1 protein-coding gene is annotated in these 337 nt (G+C 66.5%); it reads left to right on the plus strand.

Features of this window, described 5'->3' with window-relative positions; translation table 11 throughout:
• Positions 1-337: penicillin-binding transpeptidase domain-containing protein (locus IG02_RS37465; protein ID WP_037805257.1), on the plus strand; the 337-nt coding region annotated here is incomplete at both ends.

Consider the following 337-nt stretch of genomic DNA (forward strand, 5'->3'; position numbering starts at 1 on the left):
AAGGACTACGCCGCGATGACCAGCAAGGGGTCCAACTACCCGCTGCTCAACCGGGCGATCCAGGGCCAGGCGCCCGCGGGCTCCATCTTCAAGGTGGTGTCGGCGAGCGCCGCCGTGCGGGCCGGCCACGACTTCAACGACAAGTACAACTGCAGCAGCTCCTACAGCCTCGGCAGCCGCAGCTTCGCCAACTTCGAGTCCAAGGGCCACGGCCCCATCACGCTCGGCGAGGCCCTCAAGTTCTCCTGCAACACCGTCTTCTACGCCCTCGGTCACCAGGAGTGGCAGCGCGACGGAGGCCTCAAGGCCAAGCCGGGTGCCCACGACTGGTTCTACA

The organism is Streptomyces sp. NRRL F-5135 (assembly GCF_000719775.1).
GTDB classification, from domain to species: domain Bacteria; phylum Actinomycetota; class Actinomycetes; order Streptomycetales; family Streptomycetaceae; genus Streptomyces; species Streptomyces hebeiensis.